The sequence below is a fragment of the Phormidium pseudopriestleyi FRX01 genome (assembly GCF_017313335.1).
Taxonomy (GTDB): Bacteria; Cyanobacteriota; Cyanobacteriia; order Cyanobacteriales; family Laspinemataceae; genus Laspinema; species Laspinema pseudopriestleyi.
Map to the genome: position 1 here is coordinate 1 of NZ_JAFLQW010000075.1, position 7,007 is coordinate 7,007.

A 7,007-nucleotide genomic window follows, 5' to 3' on the forward strand; every position below is an offset into this window, starting at 1 on the left:
AGGCGCGATCGCAACGTGAGAGTGAGGTGACCCTGCATGGTCTCGCGGCAGACAAAGGTTAATCCCTCTTGGGTGGGTGCACGCAGGCGTGTTCCGGGTTGATCCGTCGTTGCAGTGAGTTCTACGGTAAAGCGATCGTTACTCGCCTGCATTTGCCACCGACCCCAAGGGTCAATCTCCCAACTCACTTGAGAATTCCAGGGGACAAATTCATAAAACTCGCCGCGATAATGGATACAAATCAGGGCCACGGACTCCCTCCACCACAGGACCCCCCGGCGTCCCCCTCCAGCAGTTAACGCCAGGTCCGGTTCATCGTCAAAGCAGTTACAATTGACCCAAAACCATTTTTCGGGAAAGGCACCCCCCCAGTTTTTCTCAGCATAGGCAGGGGCATTCGTAAATTCATAGCGTTTGCCGTTCCAGTCGATCCAACCCGTTGCCAAACCGTGGGCCATCAAAATCTGCCAACCGGGTTCAAACATGGGTAAAAATGAGAGTAAACCCGCAGTTGCTAACTGACCCCGCTGGAGATCGCCCCACCCGTATATAGGGGAAATTGCATATTGCCACTCGCAACGCTGTCCCGTTCCGGGGTCGCACAATTTGCCCTGATGCCAAGTGGCGGTTCCTTGATAGCCTTGTTCAATATAGCGATCGAACTCATGGGGGGATAAATAGTCCGGGGGGTAAGGTAACTGGGTTTTTCCCCAATGACCCAGGGCTAAACTGTTAGACCAGGCCCAAAATCCTTTAACATCAGGAAAGGTCCGGCACAAATAGCCATCATCCGGCCCCAGAATTTGAGCGCCGCCCCCACTATAGGGCGAACCGCCTGCGGGGTCTTCGATAGAATACATAAAGGCAAAAGTTTGGCGGTCCGTGGGTAAGGTGACCCGATAATACCACCCTTCAAAAAACCGGCGTGGACTCCTATTCCAATGGTATCCACTGTGGGGAGTTGGGCGTTCTAGTCTGGTCATAGTTTGTGGGTCGTGGGTCATTCTTTTTCGTTTCCTTCGCCTTTAATAAAAAGTAGATTTTATTACTTATTTTACCGATGAATTATAGCAAAAAAATAAAGTTTGTTTAAAGCAATCAAGTCCAGGATTTCGGGCAAGGATTAGACCGCTTGCCTGATTAATGAAGAGACCCCCTAGCCCCCTTCTAGTAAGGGTTGGATTAAAATGATACAAAAAATCTATTGAAATAAAGATTCGACTCCAGTTCAAAAATGACCCGTTCTATTTTTCTCGACTTGACAATTTAAACCTAAAATAAGATAAACTAGCAATCAGTACCAGCCAAACCGATGAGTTGATTCGAGAGGGTCACCTCGGGAAAAAGGGATAGGGCAACCGGATAGACTGGCGCGATCGCCAGGGTTCAGAAGGCGGAGGGTGCAGAAGGCGATCGCCTTGAAGAGCAGGGTAGAAGAAGATTGAGGGCTGGTCGGAAGAATGATTCTGATGAGACTAAGGGAAAGTCAATGCTCGAAGCAAATCGTTTGTTATGTTCGTTCGATATAGAATCTGCAATTGACCGAAATGTCCAGATTGTTGCAGCAGATACCCCTTTGATTGAGGCGATCGCATTAATGAGAAGTCAGGGGCGATCGGCTGATGGTTCTGACTCGTCGTTTAAGCATCCTGCTGAATCATTCTCTGGACAAGAGAGCCTAGAAACATGCCTCTTTATAATTGATAAAACTCAGGAAATATGTTTAGTAACTACCCGAGATATCCTGGATTTTTTAGCAACCACAAAATCTTTGAAAACAACTACAATTGCGGCGGTAATGCAGAAGTCTTTCATCTCTCTTAAAGAGTCAGAATGTTTAGATATCGGGAGAATTCTCCATTGGTTTCAGCAAGGGATTCATCACATCCCAATTCTCAGCGATTCAACTCATCAAATCGTCGGGTATCTCACCCCTTCTCGACTGATGCAAAGATTTTATGTGTCTCCCTTGGGCCAAGTCATCGATAATTCTGTCCAGAGCAAGCCGGAGCATGAATTGGGAGAATTCCCCGCTTTGCTTCCCCCTAAAAAATCATTGAACTTCAGATTTAAAACTTTATCAAAATCAGGTTTGGTTGGATACAAAAAACGTCCCCAAAATCGCATTGGAAATCGGATTAAAATTATGCCTTACATGAAAAATAGTCCCCAACAATCTACTTCTACAAAGAAAACAACCGGTGGGAGCGGACTCTCAGAAAAAAAAGATTTAAATCAAAATTCACAAGAGAGCTTTATATTGGTAGACTTACTAAAATCTGAGCATATTATAAATAGAAATGAAAAGTTTTTGTTTGCATTATTTGCGGCAATGACTGATATTATTCTCGTGATAGATGAAACTGGAAATAAAATAAAAGTCGCGCCAACCCATCCCACCCTAGTCCGAACCGAAGAAAATTTTCAATTAATCAGCCAGACCCTAGAAATGTTTTTTAACGGGTCCCAATCGGAAACCTTTTTAGGCCAAATTCGCGAGTCCTTGCAAACCCAGACCTCGATTCAATTTGATTACCTTTTAAACCTAGAAAAACAGCAAAAGCGATTTACAGCCAGTATTTCCCCCCTCTCCAGCCACTCAGTCATCTGGGTGGCGTGCGATATTACCGATCGCCACCAAACGGTTCAAGCCTTACAACATTCAGAATCCTTACTAGCTGGGGTTTTAAATAGTTCTTTGGATGGCATCATGGCCTTCAAAGCTATCCGAAATTCTGAAGAAAATATCATTGATTTTCAGTGGTTAACTATCAATCCTGCCGCCGAAACAATCGTCGGACGCCGCCGGGAAGATGTGCTGGGAAAATACCTGCTGCAAGAAATGCCAGGAAATTTTGAAACTGGATTATTTGAACGTTACGTTGAGGTTGTTAATACCCAAAAACCCCTACAATTAGAATTTTATTACGACCATGAAGGAATCCAGGCTTGGTTTAAAATGATGGCCGTCAAACTAGATGATGGATTTACCGTCACCTTTCGCAATATTACCGAGGATAAGCAAGCCGAGGCCACCTTGCAACAAGCGAACGAAAAGCTGATTTGTTGGGTGGAAGAACTCAAAGAACGCAATCGAGAAATGGCCTTATTGGGGGAAGTGAATGAATTGTTGCAAGCCTGTGAAACCCTAGAGGAAGCCTACAAAGCGATCAGGCTAAAACTGCCTCAATTATTCCCGTCCTGTTCCGGGGGACTCGCGGCGATCGACACCTTTAAAAATCGCGTAGAAACCGTTGCTACCTGGGGAGACCTTCCCGGCAGTAAACCTTGGTTTGCCCCCCATGAATGCTGGGCTTTGCGACGAGGGCGATCGCATCGAGTAGACAATAGTCCCTTGAGTTTATTTTGCGACCATTTCTATCCCCACCCAGACCCAGTAGAATCCCTCTGCCTCCCCATGATGGCCCAGGGAGAAATCTCCGGATTGCTATATTTAACTTCCAGCCATCAAGGAAGATTAAGCGACGGCAAACAACAGTTAGCCCGCACCGTTTCCGAACAAATTGCCTTAGCTTTAGCTAACATCAAACTCCGGGAAAAACTCCATACCCAAAGTATTCGCGATTCCCTCACCGGACTATTTAATCGCCGTTACCTCGAAGAAACCCTAGAAAGAGAACTCCAACGCGCTCATCGTCAGAATCAATCCGTCGGCATCGTCATGATTGACCTTGACCATTTCAAACATTTTAACGATACCTTCGGCCATGATGCTGGGGATACAGTCTTGCGACAAGTAGGAGAATTATTAATGAATATTGGCGGGTCAGATATTGCCTGCCGCTACGGAGGCGAAGAATTAACCCTAATTTTACCCGCTGCGACCTTATCAGAAACCTATCGTCGCGCCGAACAAATCCGGGAAGCCATTAAAAACCTAGTTTTAGAACATCGATGTGAATTATTGGGAATCATTACCGCCTCCCTGGGAATTGCTTGCTATCCCACCGCAGGCGTCACCGGAGATGACCTGATTCGGGCCGCAGATACCGCCCTCTACCGCGCCAAAGCCCTCGGACGCGATCGGGTCGTCACCGCAGACACCTACCCCATCTAAACCCTTAACCCTAGCAATTGTAGGGTGGGCATTGCCCACCGCGCTACCCCATCTAAACCCTTAACCCTAGCAATTGTAGGCATTGCCCACCGCGCTATGGTGGGCATTGCCCACCCTACTACTGTAGGGGCGCTTCGCGAAGCGCCCCTACAAGCAAAGCGCCCCTACAGGCTATGGATAAAACCCCCGGGGATTGTTGCCCCTGGATTGACATCCCAAAATTTACTGAACTCCTGTTTATAATAAACTGAAAACTGTTCTATAATAATTAGGATTTGGCTGTGACTGAAGCAAAAACTTATAAAGATACCGTCAACTTGCCTAAAACCGGCTTTGACATGAGGGCCAACGCCGTCAAGCGCGAACCCGAACTCCAGAAATTTTGGGCCGATCATCAAATCTATGAACGCCTGTCACAGAACAATCCCGGTGAATTGTTCATCCTCCACGATGGGCCGCCCTACGCCAACGGGTCCCTACACATGGGTCACGCCCTCAACAAAGTCCTCAAAGACATCATCAACAAGTATAAATTACTGCGAGGACATAAAGTGCGATATGTCCCCGGTTGGGATTGTCATGGATTGCCTATCGAACTGAAAGTGCTCCAGGCGATGAAATCCAAGGAACGTCAAAACCTGACGCCCTTAAAATTGCGCCAAAAAGCCCAGGAATTTGCCCTGAAAACCGTTGAGGAACAAAAAGAGAGTTTCAAACGGTATGGAGTCTGGGGAGATTGGGAGAATCCCTACCTCACTTCCAACCCTGAATACGAAGCCGCACAAATTGGCGTCTTTGGTAAAATGGTCCTGAACGGCTATATTTACCGAGGACGGAAACCTGTGCATTGGAGTCCCAGTTCTCAAACTGCCCTCGCCGAAGCGGAATTAGAATATCCCGAAGGTCACACCTCACGGAGTATCTATGCGGCATTCCAAATCACTAAGTTAGCGGATACTGCCGCCGCCCTCAAACCCTACATGAAACAACTGTGGGTGGGAATCTGGACCACCACTCCTTGGACGATTCCTGCGAACTTAGCCGTCAGCGTGAATCCTAAACTCGACTATGCCGTTGTCGAAACCGCTGCTGATTACGAACCTGCCTCGGGCAAATTCCTAATTGTCGCCGCTGAATTAGTCGATCGCCTCGGAGAAACCCTGGGAACATCCCTCACTGTCAAAGCCCAAATCAAAGGCAAAGACTTAGAAGGATGTGAGTACAAACATCCCCTGTGCGATCGCACCAGTCCCGTCGTCATCGGCGGCGATTACGTCACCACCGAATCCGGGACCGGACTCGTACACACCGCCCCGGGACATGGTTTAGAAGATTACCAAGTCGGACAACGCTATGGTTTACCCATCTTAGCCCCCGTCGATGGCAACGGCAACTTTACCGAAGAAGCGGGAGAATTTGCCGGATTAAATGTCCTTGACGAAGGAAATACCGCCGTCATCGAAGCCTTAAAAAAAGCCAAATCGTTACTCAAAGAAGAACCCTACGTTCATAAATATCCCTACGATTGGCGCACCAAAAAACCCACCATTTTTCGGGCAACCAAACAATGGTTTGCTTCCGTAGATGGATTCCGGGAAGAAGCCATGAAAGCCATTTCCGAAGTGAAATGGGTTCCCGCCCAAGGGGAAAACCGGATTACTGCAATGGTGTCTGAACGTTCAGATTGGTGTATCTCGCGCCAACGCAGTTGGGGCGTTCCCATCCCGGTCTTTTATGAAGAAGAAACCGGCGAACCCTTAATGACTGAAGAAACCATTGCTTACATTCAGGCTATTATCGCAGAAAAAGGGTCTGATGCTTGGTGGGAATTACCCCTCGAAGACCTCTTACCCGAACCCTATCGCAGCAACGGCAAAACCTACCGCAAAGGCACCGATACAATGGATGTCTGGTTTGATTCCGGTTCCTCCTGGGCCGCAGTCGTCGGGGGTCGCCCGGAATTACGCTATCCCGCAGACCTTTATTTAGAAGGGTCCGACCAACATCGCGGCTGGTTCCAATCCAGCTTACTCACCAGCGTTGCTAACAATAGCATCGCCCCCTATAAAAGCGTTTTGACTCATGGATTTGTCCTCGATGAGAACAACCGCAAAATGAGCAAATCCCTGGGGAATGTCGTCGATCCAGCGACTATCATCAATGGCGGCAACAACCAGAAACTAGAACCCCCTTATGGGGCAGATGTTCTCCGGTTATGGGTTTCTTCCGTGGATTATTCTTCCGATGTTCCCATCGGCAAAAACATCCTGAAGCAGCTATCGGATGTCTATCGGAAAATCCGCAATACCGCCCGGTTCTTGTTGGGGAACTTAGATGATTTTGACCCAGCAAAAGATGCAGTACCTTATGAGGAATTGCCGGACTTAGACCGATATATGTTGCATCGGATGACGGAGATTTTCACCGAAGTTACCGATGCTTTTGAGAGTTATCAATTCTTCCGATTCTTCCAAACAGTGCAGAATTTCTGTGTGGTAGATTTGTCTAATTTCTACCTGGATATTGCCAAGGACCGCCTGTATATCAGTGCCTTGGATGCCAAACGGCGCAGAAGCTGTCAGACGGTTCTGGCGATCGCCCTGGAAAACCTCGCCAAAGCAGTCGCCCCGGTGTTGTGCCATATCGCCGAAGATATTTGGCAAAATCTCCCCTATCCCACCCCCTATAACTCGGTATTTGAAGCGGGTTGGGTGCAGGTAGAAGACAGTTGGAAACAACCGGAACTCGCCAAAACCTGGCAAACCCTCCGCCAACTGCGCGGGGAAGTCAACCAAGTGCTAGAAAAGGCCCGTCAAGATAAGGCAGTCGGGTCTTCCTTAGAGGCGAAAGTGTTGTTATACGTTGAGGATATCTCACTGCGCCAAACATTAGGGAATCTGAACCCGGCGCGATCGCTGGGAACTGTCCC

3 protein-coding genes are annotated in these 7,007 nt (G+C 47.9%); 2 read left to right on the forward strand and 1 reads right to left on the reverse strand.

Annotated elements, in window-relative coordinates:
* Positions 1-983 (reverse strand): tocopherol cyclase family protein (locus J0895_RS03195; RefSeq protein ID WP_242541013.1); only part of this gene is annotated, 983 nt, incomplete at its 3' end.
* Between the two features lie 506 nt (positions 984-1,489).
* Between J0895_RS03195 and J0895_RS03200 the strand changes: the two genes are divergently transcribed.
* Both J0895_RS03200 and ileS read left to right on the forward strand, forming a co-directional pair.
* Positions 1,490-4,078, forward strand: coding sequence for a diguanylate cyclase (locus J0895_RS03200; RefSeq protein ID WP_207086687.1), 2,589 nt, complete (start codon positions 1,490-1,492; stop codon positions 4,076-4,078).
* 281 nt (positions 4,079-4,359) lie between these two features.
* Positions 4,360-7,007 (forward strand): isoleucine--tRNA ligase (gene ileS / locus J0895_RS03205; protein ID WP_207086688.1); only part of this gene is annotated, 2,648 nt, incomplete at its 3' end.

Coding starts and splice junctions, on each gene's coding strand:
- J0895_RS03200 (WP_207086687.1), top strand. CDS start 1,490: ATGCTCGAAGCAAATCGTTTGTTATGTTCGTTCGATATAGAATCTGCA.